This window comes from Mesorhizobium sp. NPDC059054, assembly GCF_042739215.1.
In the GTDB taxonomy this organism is placed as follows: Bacteria; Pseudomonadota; Alphaproteobacteria; order Rhizobiales; family Rhizobiaceae; genus Mesorhizobium.
Genome location: NZ_JBHYHV010000001.1, coordinates 779,638 through 798,494, shown reverse-complemented (window position 1 = coordinate 798,494; position 18,857 = coordinate 779,638). Strand labels below are relative to the sequence as shown.

The following is an 18,857-nucleotide window of genomic DNA, read 5'->3' as shown; positions in this document are numbered from 1 at the left end:
TCGAAGCTACGCCACCAATTTCGCAAGCTGCGTTATGACAACAGCTGCCCCCGCCAGGCGCTTCTCCGCAGTCGGCCAGTCGCGGATAAAGACCACGCTTTGATCCGGCCTGATCTTGGCCAACGAGCCCTGCTCGCCGATGAACTTGACCAGCCCCACGGGATTGGCGAATTCCTTCTTGCGGAACTGGATGACGACACCCTTCGGACCGGCGTCGAGCTTCTCGACATTGGCCTTGCGACACAACGCCTTGATGAAGACGATTTTCAACAGGTGCTTCACCTCTTCCGGCAGCGGGCCGAAGCGGTCGATCAATTCGGCGCCGAAGGCGTCTATCTCCTCGGTCGTCTCCAGATCGCCAAGACGCCTATAAAGAGCGAGCCTGAGCTGCAGGTCCGGTACGTAGCCTTCGGGGATCATGACGGCGGTGCCGACAGTAATCTGTGGCGACCAGCCGGTATCGGCCACCTCGCCTGAGTCCTTCACTTCCGCAACCGCCTCCTCCAACATCTGCTGGTAGAGTTCGAAACCGACTTCCTTGATGTGGCCGGACTGCTCCTCGCCGAGCAGATTGCCGGCGCCTCGGATGTCGAGGTCGTGGCTGGCGAGCTGGAATCCTGCCCCCAACGTGTCGAGCGACTGCAGCACCTTGAGGCGACGGTCGGCCGTGTCGGTGAGCTTCTTGTTCGCCGGCAGCGAAAACAGCGCATAGGCGCGCACCTTGGAACGGCCGACGCGGCCACGCAGCTGATAGAGCTGGGCGAGACCGAACATGTCGGCGCGGTGCACGATCAACGTGTTGGCCGTCGGAATATCGAGACCGGACTCCACGATCGTGGTGGAGAGCAGCACGTCGTACTGGCCGTCATAGAAGGCGTTCATGATATCGTCGAGTTCGCCCGGCGGCATCTGGCCATGAGCCACGGCCACTTTAAGCTCCGGTACCTCGGCCTTGAGGAAATCGTGGATCTCGGAGAGATCCGAGATCCGCGGCACGACATAGAATGAATGGCCGCCACGATAACGCTCACGCAGCAGTGTCTCGCGGATGACCAGCGGATCGAACGGTGAAATGAAAGTGCGCACAGCCATGCGGTCCACCGGCGGCGTGGCGATCAGCGACAGCTCGCGCACGCCCGTCAGAGCCAGTTGCAACGTGCGCGGGATCGGCGTCGCCGACAGCGTCAGCACATGCACGTCGCTCTTCAGTTCCTTCAGCCGCTCCTTGTGCTTGACGCCGAAATGCTGCTCCTCGTCGATGATCAACAGACCAAGGCTCTTGAAGGAGATGGAGGAACCCAGCAGCGCATGGGTACCGACGACGATGTCGACCGTGCCGTCGGCGACACCCTTCTTGGTTTCGGCCAGCTCCTTGGCACCGACAAGCCGCGAGGCCTGGCGCACGCGGATTGGAAGGCCTGAGAAGCGATGCGAGAAGGTCTTGAAATGCTGGCGCGACAGAAGTGTGGTCGGCACCACCACAGCCACCTGGAAACCTTCCATGGCTGCGATGAAGGCGGCACGCAGCGCCACCTCGGTCTTGCCGAAGCCGACGTCGCCACAAATCAGGCGGTCCATCGGCCGGCCGGCGGAAAGATCATCAGTGACCGCGTCGATCGCCGACTGCTGATCGTCGGTCTCCTCATAGGGGAAGCGCGCGGCGAATTCGCCATAGAGCCCGTCTGCCGGCACCATGCTCGGCGCGGCACGCATCTGGCGCTCGGCCGCGATGCGGATCAACTGGCCGGCCATGTCGAGCAGGCGGCGCTTCAGCCGCGCCTTACGCGCCTGCCAGGCTCCGCCGCCCAGCTTGTCGAGCGTGGCTTCCGCCGAATCCGAACCGTAGCGGGACAAAAGCTCGATGTTTTCGACAGGCAGGAACAGCCGGTCGTCGCCAGCATAACGAATTTCCAGGCAATCGTGCGGTGCGCCTGCGGCCTCGATGGTTTTCAGGCCGACGAAACGGCCGATGCCGTGATCGGCATGGACGACGATGTCGCCATGCGACAACGAGGCGGCCTCGGCAATGAAATCGGCGGCCCGCTTCTTGCGCTTGGAGCGGCGTACCAGCCGGTCGCCCAGAATGTCCTGTTCGGCGACGACAACCAGAGTGTCGGTCTCGAAGCCGGTTTCCAATGGCAGCACAGCAAGACCAGCCTCGCCCGGCGCCAGCTTTTCCGCCTCTGCAAGCGACGCGACTTGCTTGATGTTGCCGAGATGGTGTTCAGCCAGAATCTGACCGAGCCGATCGAGCGAACCTTCGGTCCAACCGGCAACGATGACGCGGCGCTTGGCGGCACGCTCCTCGGCGATGTGTTTCACCGCCACGTCGAAGACATTGGCATTGGGGTCGGCGCGTTCCTCGGCGAAGGAGCGGCCGGCGCGTGAGCCGGCGTGAAAGACCTTGCGGCCGCCGGCGTCCGGCGCATCAAAGGGCGTGAGTTCGATCTGCTCACGCGCTCCAGTCGCCGCCTTCACATCGTCGGGCGTCAAATACATCAGTGCTGGAGCCACCGGCTTGTAAGGCACTGCATCCTTGAGTGCGGCATCGGCTTGTTTGCGCCGCGCCTCGTAGTGATCGAGGATGAGATCGTGCCGTTCGGTCAGCGCCTCATGCGCAAGGTGATCGAACACCACCGGCGTGTCCGGCAGATAATCGAACACCGTTTCCAGCCGCTCGTAGAAGAATGGCAGCCAGTGTTCCATACCGGCAAAGCGGCGCCCTTCGGAGACCGCCGCATAAAGCCCGTCATCCCGCGACGGCGCGCCGAAAGCCTCGATATAGGAGCGGCGAAACCGGCTGATGGCTTCGGCGGTCAGTGCCACTTCGCTCATCGCCTGCAGCGTCATCGACTTGCGCTGGCCGGTGGTGCGCTGACTGGCGACATCGAAGCTACGGATCGATTCCAGCGTATCGCCGAAGAAGTCGAGGCGCAGGCCCTCGCTCCAGCCGGGAGCATAGAGATCGAGGATGCCACCGCGTACGGCGAATTCCCCGACATCGCGCACCGTCGGCACGCGCTCGAAGGCGGAATTCTCGAGCCGCGAAATCAGTTTGTTCATGTCGACCTGGTTGCCGGGTCTGGCATGGAAAGTCTGACCTTCCAGCAATTCAGCAGGCGGCATGCGCTGCAACAGCGCATTGACGGTGGTCAGCACGATGGCGCGGTGCGGCTTCCTGGCCAGTGCGATCATCGCCGCCAGCGCATCCAATCGACGGGCGGCTGCATCGGAGCCCGGCGAAACGCGGTCATAGGGCAGGCAGTCCCAGGCCGGCAGCTCCAACACGGGCAAGCCAGGCGCGGCAAAGGCAAGCGCCTCGACGATGGCCGGCAGGCGTTGGCCGTCCCGAGCGACGAACAGCAACGGTCCGTCCGCCGCGATTTCACTTGCCGCCCGCACCAACGCGAAGGCTTCGAAGCCGTCGGCAACGCCATCGACGATATAGGAGGCGACGCGGCCCTTGGGCAGGCCGATTTTGGGAATCAGACTCATTGTCGTTTCAGAATTCGAGCGTTTGGCGCGACGCCAGGATTTTTTGCAGGATCGGCAAGCCGATGTCACCGGGAACCGGCTCGCCACCGGTCAGCCAGGGCATCAGCACCGTGTCGGGGATTTCGAGGAGCCTTTCATATTGGTCGATCTCATCGGCGGTCAAGCCGCCGATCTCGCGCTCCGCGAAGTTGCCAAGAATGAGATCCATCTCGCGCATGCCACGATGCCAAGAGCGGAACAGGAGTTTCTTGCGGTGCGGATCCAGCTCATTGTTCGCCAATCTTGCGTTCGCCAGCCTTGCGTTCGATTGTGTCGTTGCGGTCATGGCGGCGGCATCCCTCACTTGCAGGGCGCATATAGCGTGGATAGCCGGCGGTGTCAGCCTTGCAACAGTCTGATCAGTCCATAAGCTGACAGGATGCGCCCTTCTCTGCTCGATCCGCTATTCTCGCCCATTACCACGCTCGCCGGCGTCGGATCGAAAGTCGCTGCGCTCATCGAGCGGGTGTTGTCGGTGGATCTCGGCGACCGGGAAGCGCGCGTCGGCGATCTTCTGTTCGTGTTGCCCAATTCGGTTATCGATCGGCGCAACCGGCCAGGCATCGCCTATGCGGCGGAAGGTGCAATCGTCACGCTGGAGGTGCGCATCGACCGTCACCAGCCACCGCCACGCGGCAACAGATCGGTGCCTTACCGGGTCTACGCCCATGACGATACCGGCGAAATCACACTGACCTTCTTCCATGCTCACGCCAGCTATCTTGAAAAAGCAATGCCCGAAGGCGAGCAGGTGGTGGTGTCCGGCCGCATGGAATGGTTCAACGGCCGGCCGAGCATGGTGCACCCCGACCATATCGCGCTTGCAAGTGAAGCAGACAACCTTCCCCTGGTCGAGCCGGTCTATCCGCTCACCGCCGGCCTGTCCTCGAAAGTGCTGCGCCGTGCCATTGGCCAGGCACTGGGGCGTGTGCCCGCACTCTTGGAATGGCAGGACGCCACGTTCATGCGGCGTCATACCTTCCCGTCCTTCGCGGCGGCACTCGGCAGGGTGCACAACCCGGAAAGCCCGCTCGACGCCCAACCCGAAAATGCGTCCTGGCGCAGGCTCGCCTATGATGAATTCCTTGCTGGCCAGGTATCGCTCGCGCTCGTGCGGGCGCGCATCCGCAAGCTGTCGGGCCGACCGCTAAGCGGCGACGGCGCAATCATCGAACGGTTGCGAGCGGCACTGCCGTATTCGCTGACAGGTTCGCAGGAAACCGCGCTCGCCGAAATCCTCGCCGATCTCGAAATACCGGAGCGCATGCTGCGGCTGCTGCAGGGCGATGTCGGCTCCGGTAAAACGGTGGTCGCACTGCTGGCCATGGCGCGCGCGGTCGAGGCAGGCGGCCAGGCAGCTCTGATGGCGCCAACCGAAATCCTGGCGCGCCAGCATCTTGCCACGATTGCGCCGCTTGCCGAAAAAGCCGGGCTCACAACCGCCATCCTAACCGGCCGCGAAAAGGGTCGCGAGCGGACAGACACGCTGGCCGGACTGGCCGACGGTTCGATCGACATCGTCGTGGGCACGCATGCGCTGTTCCAGGAAACCGTGTCGTTCAAGAACCTTGTCTTCGCAGTGATCGACGAACAGCATCGTTTCGGCGTGCATCAACGGCTCGCCATTACCGCCAAGGGCGACGCACCCGATATGCTGGTGATGACGGCGACGCCGATCCCGCGCACGCTGGTGCTGACCGCCTTCGGCGATATGGACGTGTCGAAGCTCACCGAAAAGCCGGCAGGACGGCAGCCGATCCGCACCGTTACCTTGCCGCTGGAACGGCTGGAGGAACTGGTCGGCCGTATCCGCGACGCAGTGGCGGAAGGCCAGAAGATCTACTGGATATGCCCGCTGGTGGAAGAATCGGAAGAGATCAAGCTGATGTCGGCGGAGGATCGTTTTGCCTCGCTCAAACCGGTGTTCGGCGACCAGATCGGGCTGGTGCATGGCCGCATGAAAGGCGCCGAGAAAGACGAGGCCATGCGTGCCTTCAAGTACGGCGAGACACGTGTTCTGATCGCTACCACGGTCATCGAGGTGGGTGTCGACGTGCCGGACGCCACCATCATGGTGATCGAGCATGCCGAACGCTTCGGCCTCGCCCAGTTGCACCAGTTGCGCGGCCGCGTCGGGCGCGGCTCGAAACCGTCGAGCTGCGTGCTGCTCTACAAGGATCCGCTCGGCGAGACGGCGAAGCGCCGGCTTTCGGTGATGCGCGAGACGGAGGATGGCTTCGTCATCGCCGAAGAGGATTTGAAGCTACGCGGCGAAGGCGAGCTTCTCGGCACGCGTCAGTCAGGCACGCCGGGTTTCCAGGTGGCGCGCATCGATGCTCATGCCGATCTGCTGGAGGCTGCGCGCGACGATGCGAGGCTGATCCTTTCGCGCGATCCGGAACTACAGGGCGAACGCGGCGAAGCGCTGAGGCTGCTGCTTTATTTGTTCGGGCGTGACGAGGCGGTACGGCTCTTGCGGGCCGGTTGAGGCAATGTACCGGCAGGCGGATTGCCGAGATCGATAAGCCTGCCATCCGGTCCCTTGACCTTTTTCCTGGGGTCCGGCGCCACAAGGCCGGCCGAGACGATGAGGCGGGCGCCCTCCTCGATGGTCATATCCAGCATGACGATCTCGGATTTGCGGACATACATCAGGAAACCGGTGGTCGGGTTCGGCGTACACGGCATGAAGACGCCCATCAGCGGATCGCCCTCGACATCGAGCTTCTCGTTGATTTCAGTGTGCTTTTCGCCGGCGACGAAGACCAGCGACCAGACATCCTTGCGCGGATATTCGACCAGCCCCACCTGCCGGAACATCTCGCTCTTGTTCGAAAGCACGGTCTCGAAGATCTGCTTCAGCGAACCGTAGATGCCGCGCACCAGCGGCATACGCCCGAGCAGGCGCTCGCCAAAGGTGACGATGGCGCGGCCGACGATGTTGGCGGCAAGGAAGCCGATCAACGTGATCAGCACCAGCGCCACGATGAGACCGAAACCGGGAACCGGAAACGGTAGATAGGTGTCGGGATTGTAGCGCCACGGAATATAGGGTTTGACCCAGGAATCGACCCAGCCGATGAAAGACCAAGCAATATAAGCGGTGATCGCCAAAGGTGCGCAGACGACGAAACCGGCGAGGAAATAGTTCCTCAGCCGGGTTATCGCTGACGTTTTGGGTATATCCGACATTCCAAGCCCTAAGATTGTGCGCCGCACCTACCTTAGAGCATCAACACGGATGGGCGACAATCTGACTTTCGATTGGAGCATGATCTTTTCCGAAAACCGGTTCCCACTTTTTGGGATCATGCTCTATCGCGACAGTCTGCCTGTCACTCCACCGTGACCGACTTGGCCAGGTTACGCGGCTGGTCGACGTCGGTGCCCATGAACACGGCCGTGAAATAGGCCAGCATCTGGACGGGCAGCGCGTAGAGGATCGGCGCAATGATCTCCGGGACGTCCGGCAGCACGATGGTATCGATGGTCTTCACGGTCGACTTCTCGGCACCTTTCTTGTCGGTGATCAGGATGATCTTGCCACCTCGTGCGGCCACTTCCTGCATGTTCGAGACGGTCTTCTCGAAGATACGGTCGTGCGGCGCGATGACGACGACAGGCATGTTTTCGTCGATCAGTGCGATCGGCCCATGCTTGAGTTCGCCCGCCGCATAACCTTCGGCGTGGATGTAGGACAATTCCTTGAGCTTCAGCGCACCCTCGAGCGCCAGCGGGAAATTGGTGTCCCGACCGAGATAAAGTACGTCACGGTGATGGGCGAGATCGCGCGAGACCTTCTCGATCTGCTCCTCCAGCTTGATAACCTGGCTGGCCAGACGCGGTGCTTCGGCAAGCTGCTTGACCAGTCTCGCCTCGTCATCGGGTGAGATATGGCCACGAGCAACGCCGGCGCGCACGGCAAGTGCGGCCATCACGGAAAGCTGGCAGGTGAAAGCCTTGGTCGAGGCGACACCGATCTCCGGTCCCGCCAGGATCGGCAGCACGACATCGGCTTCGCGCGCCATGGTCGATTCACGTACATTGACGACGACGCCGATCGGCACGCCTTCCTTGCGGCAGTAGCGCAGCGAGGCCAGCGTGTCGGCGGTCTCGCCCGACTGGGAAATGAAGAGTGCGGCGCTGTTCTTTGACAGCGGCATTTCACGGTAGCGGAATTCCGAGGCAATATCGATGTCCACCGGCAAGCGCGCGAGACGCTCGAACCAGTATTTGCCGACCAGACCCGCGAGATAGGCGGTGCCGCAGGCCGAGATCGCGATACGATCGATCTTGGCGAAATCCCAAGGCAGCTCCAGCGTCTTGGCCTTGCCGTTGGTGAAATCGATATAGTTTCCGAGCGTGTGGGAGATGACTTCCGGCTGCTCGTGGATTTCCTTATGCATGAAGTGGCGGTGATTGCCCTTGTCGACCAGGAACGAGGTGCCGATCGACTGCTGGCGTTTGCGCTCTACCTTCTTGCCATCCATGTCGAAGATGGTGATCTCGTTGCGACGCACCACCGCCCAATCGCCATCTTCGAGATAGGTGATGGAATTGGTGAACGGAGCCAGCGCGATGGCATCCGAACCCAGATACATCTCGCCCTCGCCATGGCCGACGGCGAGCGGCGGGCCGTTGCGGGCGCCGACGATCAGGTCTTCGTCACCCTTGAACATGATGGCGAGTGCGAAAGCGCCCTCAAGGCGCTTCAGTGCGTTGTGAGCGGCCTCCACCGGCTTGGCGCCGCGCGCCATTTCGCGCGAAACCAGATGAGCGACCACCTCGGTGTCGGTTTGCGAGGAGAACTCATAGCCGTCAGCCGAAAGCTCGGTGCGCAGCTCGGCAAAATTCTCGATGATGCCGTTGTGGACGATCGCGACGCCATTGGAGAAATGCGGATGCGCGTTGGTTTCGTTGGGGACGCCGTGCGTAGCCCAGCGGGTGTGGCCGATGCCGATCGTACCATCGAGCGGCTCTGCCTGCAGGCGGCGCTCCAGATTGACCAGCTTGCCCTCGGCGCGGCGGCGCGACAGCTCGCCATGTTCGATCGTGGCGACGCCCGCTGAATCGTAGCCGCGGTATTCCAGCCGCTTCAGCGCATCGACGATCAGCGGCGCAACCGGCGAATGGCCGACAATTCCAACAATTCCGCACATAAAAGCAGCCCCGATTCCTCTTGGCGATCACCCGGCCGCTGTTTAGTCGACCGCTGCCACCCACGACAATCACATTGCGTTTCGTCCAGTCTTTTGACTTAGACCCGTCCGGCGCCTCGTATGACAGGCTTTCCATCAAGTCCAGTAGAAGAACTTTCTATTTCTTGGCAGCAGAAGCGCGCCGCTCGCGCAGTTCCTTGCCTTTTCCAGGCAAGGTTTTCTGGCGTGCACGACCGAAAGCCAAAGCATCTTCCGGGACATCTTCGGTGATGACACTTCCCGAAGCGATGTAGGCGCCATCGCCAAGCTTGATCGGCGCCACCAGCGACGAGTTGGAGCCTACGAAAGCACCTGCGCCGATATCGGTGAAGAATTTCGAGTAGCCGTCATAATTGCAGGTGATGGTACCAGCACCGATGTTGGCGCCAGCGCCGATGCGCGCGTCGCCGATATAGGTCAGATGGTTGACCTTGGCACCGGCCTCGATCCTGGCGTTCTTGACCTCGACGAAATTGCCGACCTTGGCCTTGGCCGCGAGATCGGAGCCTGGCCGCAGACGAGCATAAGGGCCGATATCGGCATTGGCTGCGACGGTAGCGCCTTCCAGGTGGCTGAAGGCGTGGATTTTTACGCCATCGGCGATCTTCACACCGGGACCGAAGAAGACATTGGGTTCGACCACCGTATCTTGGCCGACTTCAGTGTCATACGAGAAATAGACTGTCTCCGGTGCGATCAGCGTAACGCCGGAAAGCATGGCCTCACGGCGCCGGCGCTTCTGCCAGATGGCCTCGGCCTCGGCGAGCTCGGCGCGGTTGTTGATGCCGAGCGCGTTCTCGTACCCTGCCTCGGTTGCGACAACCTCCAGCCCCCTGGCGTTTGCGATCTCGACGATATCGGTCAGATAGTACTCTCCCTTGGCATTGGCGTTTCCGACACCGTCCAGCAGATCAAGCGCATACTTGCCGGAGACTGCCATCATGCCGGCATTGCAGAAACCGATCTTGCGCTCCTCGTCGGTGCAATCCTTTTCCTCGCGGATCGCGGTGAGCTTGCCGCCCTTTTCGATGAGCCGGCCATAGCCTGCCGGGCTAGGCGGGCGGAAGCCGATGACCACGACGGCGGCTCCCTCCGCAAGCTTCGCTCGCGCCGCGCCGAGAGCAGCGGCGTCGATCAGCGGCGTATCGCCAAACATGACGAGGATGTCGTCATACCCCTTGGCCATGGCATCGCGTGCAGCCAGCACGGCATGCGCCGTGCCCAGGCGCTGCTCCTGCACGAACGTTCCGGCGTGCGGTGCGAACTTTTCGGCCGCCTTGCGCATCTCGTCGGCGCCATGGCCGATGACCAAGGCAACATCCGTCGCACCAGCGATTTCGGCAGCCTTCACCACATGCGCCACCATCGGCAGACCGGCAATCCGATGCAGGACTTTCGGCAGCGCGCTTTTCATGCGCGTGCCTTCGCCGGCGGCGAGGATGATGGACAGACAGGTTCTGGATGTCATGAGCAGCTACCGATGCGGGAAAGACGAAGGCGTTCTAGCATCGGCGCGTTATGGTACCAATATGGTTAAATTCCGGGCCTGTTATCCAAGTCGTCCGAGCGCAGGGAAATTTTCGAGCAGCCAATAGGCCATGACCTGCACGCCACCTGTCAGGAAAAAGACACCGGCAACAACCAACAGCGCACCGATCACCTTCTCGACGCGGCCGAGATGAACGCGGAATTTGCTCAAGAAGCGCATGAAAGCGCCGGAGAAAAGAGCCGCGATCAGGAACGGAATGCCAAGGCCGAGCGAATAAGCAGCAAGCAGCAAGGCGCCTTCGCTCACAGTCTCGCGCCCGCCTGCCAACGTCAGGATCGGCCCGAGCACCGGGCCGATGCAGGGCGTCCAGCCAAAGGCGAAGGCCAGGCCCATGACGTAGGCGGCGAGTGCGCTGGCGGGCTTGCCCTGCGACTGGAAACGCGCCTCCCGCGACAGAAGCGGGATGCGCAGGATACCCAGGAAATTCAGGCCCATCAGGATGATGAGCGCGCCGGCGATCATCGCCAGCGGTTCCTGGTAAACGCGCAACAGCCGGCCGATGGTCGAAGCGCCGGCACCCAATGCAACAAAGACGGTAGAGAAGCCAAGAACGAAGGCAATGGAGGCCGCGATCAAAGCTCCGCGCGCGCCCGCCTTGGCGGCGACACCCGCATTGCCACGGAAATCCTCAACGGAAACGCCGGCCATGTAGCACAGATAGGGTGGCACGAGCGGAAGCACGCATGGCGACAGGAAGGAAATAGCCCCTGCCCCGATCGCGCTGACATAGCCGACATCCAATGCCATTTTTTGATGCTCCGTCCGTTGCGCTGCAGGATATAGCCTTGGCGAGGCACGGTCTCCAATCACCATTATGTGGCAAGTCAGCGCAGAACGGCTTGGTCGCCGGTGACGAAATTGTGAGGCGGGGAATTTCGGAGAGGACGGATTCCAGGCGTCCCATACGATGTCCTGGTCCTGTCCGGCGCTGAAGCTGCAACCCTTTTCGGCGGGATCGGACCAAGGGCTTAGAAATAGACAACAGTTCCTGTTGCAGTTCTTGTTCTCGCGGCACCAGGCTTCTTCCAGGTCAGCGATGGCATGACCAAAATCATGCGCCCACAGCACCGTGCCACAAACACCTCACGCCGTAGAATATCGTCTTCAAATGCATGAGTTGCGCCCGGCTTAAGGCATCCAATTTGCGGCAACCTCTTGACCGGGCTGAAAAGCACGGCCATTTGACGGGCGGATTTTTCAGCTTCCGGCGCCCCGCTTTCTGGTTGGCGCCGCACGGGAACGCAGCCGCTCATGGACATCGTCGTCGTCGAGTCGCCGAACAAGGTTAAAAGTATCAACAAATATCTCGGTCGGAACTACAAGGTTCTGGCCTCCTTCGGCCATGTCCGCGATCTGCCGGCCAAGGACGGCTCGGTGAAGCCCGACGAGGATTTTTCCATGTCCTGGTCGGTCGACACGTCTTCAGCCAAGCGGCTGACCGACATCGCCAAGGCCGTGAAGGACGCAGACGGACTGATTCTCGCAACCGACCCGGATCGCGAAGGCGAAGCCATCGCCTGGCACGTGCTGGAAGTGCTGAAGCAGAAGAAGGTGCTGAAGGACAAGCCGGTCAAGCGCGTCGCCTTCAACTCCATCACCAAACAGGCGGTGCTCGATGCCATCGCCAACCCACGCGAGATCGATCCGCCGCTGGTGGATGCCTATCTGGCGCGCCGTGCTCTGGACTACCTGGTCGGCTTCACCTTGTCGCCGGTGCTGTGGCGCAAGCTGCCGGGTGCTCGCTCGGCCGGTCGCGTGCAGTCGGTGGCGCTGCGTTTCGTCTGCGACCGTGAGGCCGAGATCGAGCGCTTCGTTCGCGAGGAATACTGGCAGATCGCAGCCATCCTCGGCACGCCGCGCAGTGAGAGCTTCGAGGCGAGGCTGACGGCCTATGAGGGCAAGAAGCTGCAGAAACTCGACATTTCCTCGCAAGGCATGGCCGACGACATCAAGGCGATGCTGGAAGGTGCGTCCTTCCGGGCGTTGTCGGTGGAAGCCAAGCCGACCAAGCGCAATCCCGGACCGCCGTTTACCACGTCGACCCTGCAGCAGGCCGCGTCGTCGCGCCTCGGCTTCTCGGCCCAGCGCACGATGCAGGTTGCCCAACGCCTCTACGAAGGCATGGACATCGGCGGCGAGACCGCCGGCCTCATCACCTATATGCGTACCGATGGCGTACAGATGGCGCCCGAGGCGATTTCGGCGGCCCGCGATGCCATCGTTAAGGAATTTGGCGCCAAGTATCTGCCGGAAAAACCCCGCCACTACACGACCAAGGCCAAGAACGCGCAGGAAGCGCATGAGGCCATCCGTCCGACCGACTTCAACCGCACACCGGCCGAGATGCGCAAATATCTCGATGCCGACCAGGCGCGGCTTTACGAGGTCATCTGGAAGCGGGCGATCGCCAGCCAGATGCAGCCGGCCGAGATCGAGCGCACCACGGTGGAGATCGAAGCCCGCAATGGCTCGAAGATCGCCGGCCTGCGTGCCGTCGGCTCTGTTACCCGCTTCGATGGCTTCATCGCTGCCTACACTGACCAGAAGGACGAGGATTCGGAGGACGAGGAAAACCGCCGTCTGCCCGAAATCCGCGCCGAGGAGACGCTGAAGCGCGAACAGATCAACGCCACCCAGCACACGACCGAGCCGCCTCCGCGCTACTCCGAAGCCTCGTTCATCAAGAAGATGGAAGAGCTCGGCATCGGTCGGCCCTCGACCTATGTCGCGACGCTGAAGACGCTGGAAGATCGAGACTACATCAAGATCGAGAACCGCAAGCTGATGCCGCAATCCAAAGGGCGGTTGGTCACCGCCTTCATGGAAGGCTTCTTCGAGCACTATGTGGAATATGACTTCACCGCCTCGCTCGAGGAGAAGCTGGACGAAATTTCCGACGGCAAGCTTGCCTGGAAGGACGTGCTGCGCGACTTCTGGAAGGATTTCTCCGGTGCTGTCGACGGCATCAAGGAACTGCGCGTCACCGATGTGCTCGACGCACTCAACGAAGAACTGGCGCCGCTGGTCTTCCCCGAGCGCGAGGACGGCTCCAATCCGCGCATCTGTCCGAAGTGCGGTAGCGGCAACCTGTCGCTGAAGCTCGGCAAGTTCGGCGCTTTCGTCGGTTGCTCGAACTATCCCGAGTGCGGCTACACGCGTCAGCTCGACGGCCAGAACGGCAATGGCGAAAACGGCGCGGTCGAGGATGGCACCAAGCTGCTCGGCAAGGATCCGTATACAGCAGAGGAGATCACGCTGCGCTCCGGGCGTTTCGGCCCCTATGTGCAGCGCGGCGAAGGTAAAGAGGCCAAGCGTTCCAGCCTGCCCAAGGGCTGGGCCGCGGCAGCGATCGACCATGAGAAGGCGCTGGCGCTGTTGTCGTTGCCGCGCGATGTCGGCCAGCATCCAGAAACCGGCAAGATGATTTCGGCCGGCCTTGGCCGTTACGGTCCGTTCGTATTGCACGACGGCACCTACGCCAATGTCGAAAGCATCGAGGACGTATTCACGATCGGCCTCAACCGCGCCGTCTCGGTGCTGGCGGAAAAACAGTCGAAGGGTCCAGGCGGTCGCAATGGCGGAACGCCGGCGGCGCTCAAGGATCTCGGTGAGCATCCCGCCGGCGGTGGCAAGATCACCGTTCGCGACGGCCGCTACGGCGCCTATGTCAATTTCGGCAAGATCAACGCGACCCTGCCCAAGGGCAAGGACCCGCAGACGGTGACGCTGGACGAGGCGGTCGCGCTGATCGCCGAGAAGGAAGCCAAGGGCGGAGGCGGCAAGAAGCCGTTCCGCGGCAAGAAGAAGGGATAGGGCATTGGCGCGCAGGATCTCCGGACGAAGCCATGGCGATCCCCGCGCTGCCGATACCCGCCGGGGGACACGCGACCAGTACCGCCCCTCGCGCGACGAAATCCTGCGCTACATCGCCGAAAATCCCGATCGCTCAGGCAAACGCGAGATCGCCAAGGCTTTTGCCTTGCGCGGCGATGACCGTGCCTGGCTGAAGGACCTGCTGCGCGACCTCCAGGATGAAGGCCTGCTGGAAAAGTCGCGCAAGCGCCACATTCGCCCAGGCGCTCTGCCCCATGTCACCGTGCTCGACGTGATCGGACGCGACGACGAAGGCGGTCTGCTCGGCCGGCCCGCCGAGCAGCAGGGCAATGGTGAGCCGCCGCTGGTTTCGATCCGCGTCTCACGCGGCGGCCCCGTGGCCGGCATCGGCGACCGGGTGCTTGCCAAGACTTTCCCGACCGACGATCCAACCGGCCCGGCCTATACGGCGCGGATCATGAAGGTGTTCGAGAAACGCAAGGATGCAGTGCTCGGCGTCTTCCGTGTCATGAAGGACGGCACCTTCCGCATCGAGCCGGTGGAGCGGCGGCAGCCGGAGCTCATCGTCGACAAGGAATTCCAGAATGGCGCGAAGAACGGCGACCTGGTGGAAGTCGAGCCTTCGCGCTCCGGCCGCTATGGCCTGCCACGCGCCAAGGTGCTGGCGGTATTGGGCTCGCTGACCAGCGAAAAGGCGGTCTCCATGATCGCCATCCACACGCATGACATCCCGCATATCTTCCCGTCCGACGTTCTGGCCGAAGCGGAGGCCTTGAAGCCGGTGACGCTGCAGGGGCGCGAAGACTGGCGCGACCTGCCGTTGCTGACCATCGACCCGGCTGACGCCAAGGATCATGACGACGCGGTCTATGCGGTGCCGGACCCTGACGAGGCCAATCCCGGCGGCGTGGTGGTGACGGTGGCCATCGCCGATGTCGCCGCTTATGTGCGGCCAAATTCCGCGCTCGACCGTGAGGCTCTGAAACGCGGCAATTCGGTCTATTTCCCGGACCGGGTCGTGCCGATGCTGCCCGAACGCATCTCGAACAATCTCTGCTCGTTGCGCGAAGGCGAGGATCGGCCGGCTATCGCGACGCGCATGACCTTTTCCGCGGACGGACGAAAGATCCGGCACAGCTTTCACCGTGTGATGATGAAGTCGGCCGCCAAGCTCGCCTATCCGCAGGCGCAGGCCGCCATCGACGGTGTGCCGGACGACAAGACCGGCCCCCTCCTCGACAGCGTGCTGAAACCGCTATGGGATGCTTATGCCGTGCTGAAGCGCGGCCGCGATGCCCGCCAGCCGCTGGAACTCGACCTGCCGGAGCGCAAGATCCTGCTGAAAGAAGACGGCACGGTCGATCATGTCGTTGTTCCGGAACGGCTCGACGCGCACAAGCTGATCGAAGAATTCATGATCCAGGCGAACGTCGCTGCTGCCGAAACGCTGGAAGCGAAGAAGCAGCCGTTGATTTATCGCATCCACGATGGCCCGACGCTTGCCAAGCAGGAATCGCTGCGCGAGTTCCTGCAGACGCTTGGCCTGTCGCTGGCGCGTGGCGCGCAGATGCGACCAAGCCAGTTCAACTCCATCCTCGAACGCGTGCGCGGCGCCGACAACGAAGCGCTGGTCAATGAGGTGGTGCTGCGCTCGCAGAGCCAGGCCGAATACAATCCCGACAATATCGGCCATTTCGGGTTGAACCTGCGCCGTTATGCGCATTTCACCTCGCCGATCCGCCGTTATGCCGACCTGATCGTGCATCGTGGGTTGATCGCGGCGCTCGCCTTGGGATCGGACGGATTGACACGTGGCGAGGAAGAGCGACTGGCTGAAACCGGCGCACTGATTTCGACGGCAGAGCGCCGCGCCATGGCCGCTGAACGCGAGACTGTCGACCGCCTCATCGCCGCCTATCTGGCCGAGCGTGTCGACGACCGATTCGACGCGCGCATCTCCGGTGTCACCAAGGCAGGACTTTTTGTCCAATTGCCACAATTTGGCACAGATGGCTTTATCCCGGTGTCATCCTTGGGTGACGATTATTATATATTCGATGAAACGGCGCGTTCGCTTTTCGGAGAACGCAGCGGCAAGGGCTATCAGCTTGCGGATCGTGTCGAAGTCCGCCTTGTCGAAGTGGCGCCGCTGGCCGGCGCGATGCGCTTCGAAATGCTGAGCGCACCGAAACCGCTGCCCGGCTCGAAACGGTCGTTTCACAAGGCAAAGGGCCGCGCCCGAGCCTCGCAATCGCGTTCTGGACCGCGCGGCAGGAGACGATGATGCAACAGCAGGTTTTCGGCGGCGAGCAGCAGTCGTCCAGCAGGGCAACCCGCCCGCTGTGGCCGGCAATGAAGCGGGGCTTCTTGTGCCGCTGCCCGAACTGCGGAGAAGGCAAGCTGTTCCGCGCCTTCACCAAGACCTTTGACCATTGCGAGGCCTGCGGCGAGGAATTCCACCATCACCGCGCCGACGACCTGCCGGCCTATCTGGTGATCGTCATCGTCGGCCACGTCATCCTCGGCGGGTTCATGGGCGTGGAGGCGACCTCAACGCTTTCCATGTGGCAGCACCTGGCGATCTGGGCGCCGCTCACCATCATCATGTCGCTGGCGCTTTTGCAGCCGATCAAGGGCGCGGTGATCGGCCTGCAATGGGCCTACTACATGCACGGTTTCGGCGGCGAGGTCGACCACATCGAAGGTCATCCCGAGATTTGACCTTTCGGCTGGTGCAACGCACCAGCCCAGACCACCTCTTTAATTTGACATGAGTTTCCGCTAGGTCGGTCACATGCAAGGGATGACCAAGGCGGAAGTCGACAAAGTCGAACGCAACGAAGCCACGCTCGGGGACGGACCGAAACGTCCGCGCGATGCCGCGACGCTCATTCTGCTCGACCGCAAGGGCAACGACTTCCACGTGCTGATGGGCCGCCGCCATGCGGCCCACGCCTTCATGCCCGGCAAGTTCGTCTTCCCCGGCGGCCGCACCGATCCTGCCGACAGCCGTGTTCCAGTCGCGACCGGTCTTCACCCCGAGGACGAGGCTAAACTGACGGCTCGAGCCGGGCGCACCGGCCCGACCCGGGCTCGCGCCATTGCTCTGTCGGCCATCCGTGAAACCTATGAGGAAGCTGGCCTGCTGATCGGCCACAAGGGTCCCCTCGTCACCGGCAAGCGCGACTGGCAGGGGTTCGTCGAACATAACGTGCAGCCCTCACTGGAAGCCGTGCGTTTCATTGCCCGCGCGATCACTCCACCCGGACGTGTGCGTCGATTCGATACCCGGTTCCTCGCTGCCTGGCGCGACGACGTAGCGGTAGCCTTGCCGAACGGTCCCACCAACGAGTTGGAGGAATTGGTCTGGCTGCCGCTGGCAGAGGCGCGCAAGGCCGACATTCCGACGATTACACGCACGATCCTGGACGAACTCGAGAAGCGGCTCAGCGGCGATCCGCAGTTGAGGCCCGGTGGAGTGGTCCCCTTCTACCGGATGCTCCATAACCGCTTCGTACGTGAAGTCCTCTAAGACGAAATCCATAAAACAGGTTGGCATGACGGACGAAACCATGGCGCAGGACGAGGAGCGCGTACATTGGCTGCCGATGATCGCGGCCATTTCCTCGATCAGCGTCGTGGGCATTGCCATCGGCCTTGGCATGCCGCTGCTCAGCGTCATCCTGGAATCACGTGGCCATTCGGCCTCGATGATCGGCCTGAACACGGCGGTCGCCGGCCTCGCTTCGATCGCAGGCGCGCCTCTGGCGACGCCGATCGCCACGCGCCTTGGCGTCGCCTGGGCCATGCTGATCATGATCGCGGCGGGCGCACTGGCCTTTGTAGGGTTCCACTTCGCGCCTGCGTTCTGGATGTGGTTTCCGCTGCGTGTCGTGCTTCATATCGCGTTGACGGTTCTTTTCATCCTGTCCGAGTTCTGGATCAGCACCTCGGCACCGCCACACCGGCGCGGCCTGGTGCTCGGCATCTATGCCACCGTGCTTTCGTTGGGTTTCGCCGCCGGACCATGGCTGTTCTCGCAGATCGGCAGCTCGGGCTTCCTGCCCTTCGGCGTCATCATCGTGCTGGTTGCCGTAGCAGCCATACCGGTCCTTGCAGCCCGCAAGGAAAGCCCGCCTATCCGGCCGGAGGGCGAAGAAACCAGCGGCTTCCTGCGTTACATCTGGCTGGTTCCGACCGCCACCGCCGCGGTTCTGGTGTTCGGGGCGGTTGAAACCGGCGGCTTCGCGCTATTCCCGGTCTATGGCAACCGCATCGGTTATTCGGAAGCGGATGCTGCGCTGCTGCTCACCATGATCGGCCTCGGCAACGTGCTGTTGCAGATCCCGATCGGCATGATCAGCGACCGTGTCGGCGACCGCCGCTATCTGCTGCTCCTTTGCGCCACGGTCGGGCTTGTCGGGACATTGGTGATGCCGCATCTCGCCTCGAACTGGCACCTGATGGCCGCCCTGCTGTTCGTATGGGGCGGCGTGGTGGCCGCCCTCTATACTGTCGGCCTCGCCCATCTCGGATCACAACTTTCCGGTCATGAGCTCGCTTCGGCCAATGCCGCCTTCGTGCTCTGCTACGGCGTGGGCATGGTGCTTGGGCCGCAGGCCATCGGCCTCGGCATGGATGCCTTCGGACCGTCCGGCTTCGGCGGTGCGCTTTCCCTGTTCTTCGGTGCCTATATCCTGCTGGCGGTCGGGCGCCTCATCCTGAAGACAGGCCGAAGCTGA

12 protein-coding genes are annotated in these 18,857 nt (G+C 62.4%); 6 read left to right on the top strand and 6 right to left on the bottom strand.

Going from position 1 to position 18,857, the window contains the following annotated elements:
* Positions 1 to 6 precede the first annotated feature (6 nt).
* Together mfd and ACFWXH_RS03780 are read right to left on the bottom strand one after the other, a co-directional pair.
* Entirely contained in the window at positions 7 to 3,495 is a 3,489-nt protein-coding gene (gene mfd / locus ACFWXH_RS03785) for a transcription-repair coupling factor (protein ID WP_379117653.1), read from the bottom strand.
* A gap of 7 nt (positions 3,496 to 3,502) precedes the next feature.
* A complete protein-coding gene (locus ACFWXH_RS03780) occupies positions 3,503 to 3,820 on the bottom strand; it encodes a succinate dehydrogenase assembly factor 2 (protein WP_379117651.1) in 318 nt (105 codons plus the stop codon).
* 93 nt (positions 3,821 to 3,913) lie between these two features.
* Between ACFWXH_RS03780 and recG the strand changes: the two genes are divergently transcribed.
* A complete protein-coding gene (recG, locus tag ACFWXH_RS03775; protein ID WP_379117649.1) occupies positions 3,914 to 6,022 on the top strand; it encodes an ATP-dependent DNA helicase RecG in 2,109 nt (702 codons plus the stop codon).
* Here the strand turns inward: recG and ACFWXH_RS03770 are convergent.
* The 4 genes from ACFWXH_RS03770 to ACFWXH_RS03755 form a co-directional block, all read right to left on the bottom strand.
* Positions 5,974 to 6,726 (bottom strand): DUF502 domain-containing protein, encoded by a 753-nt coding sequence (locus ACFWXH_RS03770; RefSeq protein ID WP_379117647.1) that lies wholly within the window; start codon positions 6,724 to 6,726, stop codon positions 5,974 to 5,976. The two genes, recG and ACFWXH_RS03770, sit on opposite strands and share 49 nt — an antisense overlap.
* Before the next feature lie 143 nt (positions 6,727 to 6,869).
* A complete protein-coding gene (gene glmS / locus ACFWXH_RS03765) occupies positions 6,870 to 8,693 on the bottom strand; it encodes a glutamine--fructose-6-phosphate transaminase (isomerizing) (protein ID WP_054308735.1) in 1,824 nt (607 codons plus the stop codon).
* 157 nt (positions 8,694 to 8,850) lie between these two features.
* Positions 8,851 to 10,200, bottom strand: coding sequence for a bifunctional UDP-N-acetylglucosamine diphosphorylase/glucosamine-1-phosphate N-acetyltransferase GlmU (glmU, locus tag ACFWXH_RS03760; RefSeq protein WP_379117644.1), 1,350 nt, complete (start codon positions 10,198 to 10,200; stop codon positions 8,851 to 8,853).
* A gap of 81 nt (positions 10,201 to 10,281) precedes the next feature.
* Positions 10,282 to 11,028 (bottom strand): cytochrome c biogenesis CcdA family protein, encoded by a 747-nt coding sequence (locus ACFWXH_RS03755; RefSeq protein WP_379117642.1) that lies wholly within the window; start codon positions 11,026 to 11,028, stop codon positions 10,282 to 10,284.
* A gap of 504 nt (positions 11,029 to 11,532) precedes the next feature.
* On the opposite strand from ACFWXH_RS03755, the gene topA reads away from it, so the two are divergent.
* From topA to ACFWXH_RS03730, 5 genes are all read left to right on the top strand, one after another.
* Positions 11,533 to 14,094 (top strand): type I DNA topoisomerase, encoded by a 2,562-nt coding sequence (gene topA, locus ACFWXH_RS03750; RefSeq protein WP_379117640.1) that lies wholly within the window; start codon positions 11,533 to 11,535, stop codon positions 14,092 to 14,094.
* A gap of 4 nt (positions 14,095 to 14,098) precedes the next feature.
* Complete coding sequence (gene rnr, locus ACFWXH_RS03745; RefSeq protein WP_379117638.1) at positions 14,099 to 16,399, top strand: ribonuclease R; 2,301 nt, start codon at positions 14,099 to 14,101, stop codon at positions 16,397 to 16,399.
* Complete coding sequence (locus ACFWXH_RS03740) at positions 16,399 to 16,836, top strand: DUF983 domain-containing protein (RefSeq protein WP_054308740.1); 438 nt, start codon at positions 16,399 to 16,401, stop codon at positions 16,834 to 16,836. The genes rnr and ACFWXH_RS03740 overlap by 1 nt, the downstream gene beginning before the upstream one ends.
* Positions 16,837 to 16,909: 73 nt before the next feature.
* Positions 16,910 to 17,647 (top strand): NUDIX hydrolase, encoded by a 738-nt coding sequence (locus ACFWXH_RS03735; protein ID WP_379117636.1) that lies wholly within the window; start codon positions 16,910 to 16,912, stop codon positions 17,645 to 17,647.
* Between the two features lie 25 nt (positions 17,648 to 17,672).
* Positions 17,673 to 18,857, top strand: a complete 1,185-nt coding sequence (locus tag ACFWXH_RS03730) for an MFS transporter (RefSeq protein WP_379117634.1) — start codon at positions 17,673 to 17,675, stop codon at positions 18,855 to 18,857.

Bases quoted from the DNA above. Each gene is read 5' to 3' on its own strand.
- ACFWXH_RS03755 (WP_379117642.1), bottom strand. From the start codon at position 11,028: ATGGCATTGGATGTCGGCTATGTCAGCGCGATCGGGGCAGGGGCTATT.
- mfd (WP_379117653.1), bottom strand. From the start codon at position 3,495: ATGAGTCTGATTCCCAAAATCGGCCTGCCCAAGGGCCGCGTCGCCTCC.
- glmU (WP_379117644.1), bottom strand. From the start codon at position 10,200: ATGACATCCAGAACCTGTCTGTCCATCATCCTCGCCGCCGGCGAAGGC.
- recG (WP_379117649.1), top strand. From the start codon at position 3,914: ATGCGCCCTTCTCTGCTCGATCCGCTATTCTCGCCCATTACCACGCTC.
- ACFWXH_RS03780 (WP_379117651.1), bottom strand. From the start codon at position 3,820: ATGACCGCAACGACACAATCGAACGCAAGGCTGGCGAACGCAAGATTG.
- glmS (WP_054308735.1), bottom strand. From the start codon at position 8,693: ATGTGCGGAATTGTTGGAATTGTCGGCCATTCGCCGGTTGCGCCGCTG.
- topA (WP_379117640.1), top strand. From the start codon at position 11,533: ATGGACATCGTCGTCGTCGAGTCGCCGAACAAGGTTAAAAGTATCAAC.
- ACFWXH_RS03740 (WP_054308740.1), top strand. From the start codon at position 16,399: ATGCAACAGCAGGTTTTCGGCGGCGAGCAGCAGTCGTCCAGCAGGGCA.
- ACFWXH_RS03735 (WP_379117636.1), top strand. From the start codon at position 16,910: ATGCAAGGGATGACCAAGGCGGAAGTCGACAAAGTCGAACGCAACGAA.
- ACFWXH_RS03730 (WP_379117634.1), top strand. From the start codon at position 17,673: ATGACGGACGAAACCATGGCGCAGGACGAGGAGCGCGTACATTGGCTG.
- ACFWXH_RS03770 (WP_379117647.1), bottom strand. From the start codon at position 6,726: ATGTCGGATATACCCAAAACGTCAGCGATAACCCGGCTGAGGAACTAT.